Here is a 1,111-nt window from a genome sequence, read left to right as displayed (position 1 = left end):
TTCGGCCGGGAGGTGCCCCCACGGTGCGTGCTCTCGGCGTGCCGGGCGGAAGTCCTCGTACTGGACGTACTTGGGCTTTCGCCCGGTGCGGCGAGAGTGCGTGCCTGGGGGTACCACCCGGCCGAAGGCTGGGGGAGCGTCGCGCCGCAGACGGGGGTTTGACGACAGGCCCTAGGTCCGGGCAGCCCGGATCGCCCCTGCTAGGGACCAGACGGCCGTGGACCACAAGGTCAGCGCGCAACCGACTCCGACGAGGGTGAAGATGGTGCCAGGCGAGGCATCCGCCGTTCGCGCCAGGAGGCCGGCGAGGCCGATCGCGGTCATGAACGCCCCGGGAACGGCAAGCCGGAGATCGCCGAAGACGCGTGCCAGTGGAAGGAAGTGAAGCCCGACCACGACCGCGACCAGCGGCATGATCAGCCCCCGGGCCCCGCCGGCGACACAGCCTGTGGCAATGGCGGCAATGAGGAACCACTGCACGGCATTGACCTGCCCGAACTGCCGTCGCTTCAGGGGCGGCAGAGGCTGCCCCACCCTACCTGCTCGCGCATGCGACAGCCTGCGCGCTGCCAGTACCAGGCTTAGCGCAATAGCCAGTCCCAGCATGCCCGCCACCCCCGTGGCCGTGCCTCCGAAGTGGCCCACTCCGGCGAGCAGCCAGCCCAAACCGAAGAACGCATAGAAAGCAACCCCCGACCTCATCACGCGGCCAGCTTAACCAGGGGGCCTGTCTTCCCGTCAGGTTCTGTGGGCTCCCACCGCCGCTACGGCCGCCGCGCCATCGAAACGTGCGCTGCCCTCACGACACCGCATAGGCCGAAAGCACGGACATCCAGCCTGGCCAGACAGGGAATCGCCCGGCCGGCACCTTCCGACGCGCTTGCTCACCTGGCGAGTGCTGAGGCTGGAACGGAGAGAGCAGCCGCGACAGCCCACATTCATGCTGGTCAAAGTACCTGCGCTTGCCCGATCACGCAGCAGACACCCGCGCTTCATGAAAGCGCGAGGCTAGTAGCAATACCAGTGACTTAGTGGTCCCAGGCTCGTCTGACCGTGACGGGTGGGTTGATCGGGGCGGTCTTGTGGTGCGGCGCGATGGTGACTGCTTCGA

General features: G+C 67.8%; 1 protein-coding gene. It reads right to left on the bottom strand.

What is annotated here, in order from left to right:
- Positions 1 to 171 precede the first annotated feature (171 nt).
- A complete protein-coding gene (locus ABD330_RS32305) occupies positions 172 to 705 on the bottom strand; it encodes a hypothetical protein (RefSeq protein WP_425555729.1) in 534 nt (177 codons plus the stop codon).
- Positions 706 to 1,111 lie beyond the last annotated feature (406 nt).

This window comes from Kitasatospora kazusensis (assembly GCF_039529945.1).
In the GTDB taxonomy this organism is placed as follows: Bacteria; Actinomycetota; Actinomycetes; order Streptomycetales; family Streptomycetaceae; genus Kitasatospora; species Kitasatospora kazusensis.
Note: the sequence above shows the minus strand (reverse complement) of the source record. Positions and strands in the feature narration are given on the sequence as shown.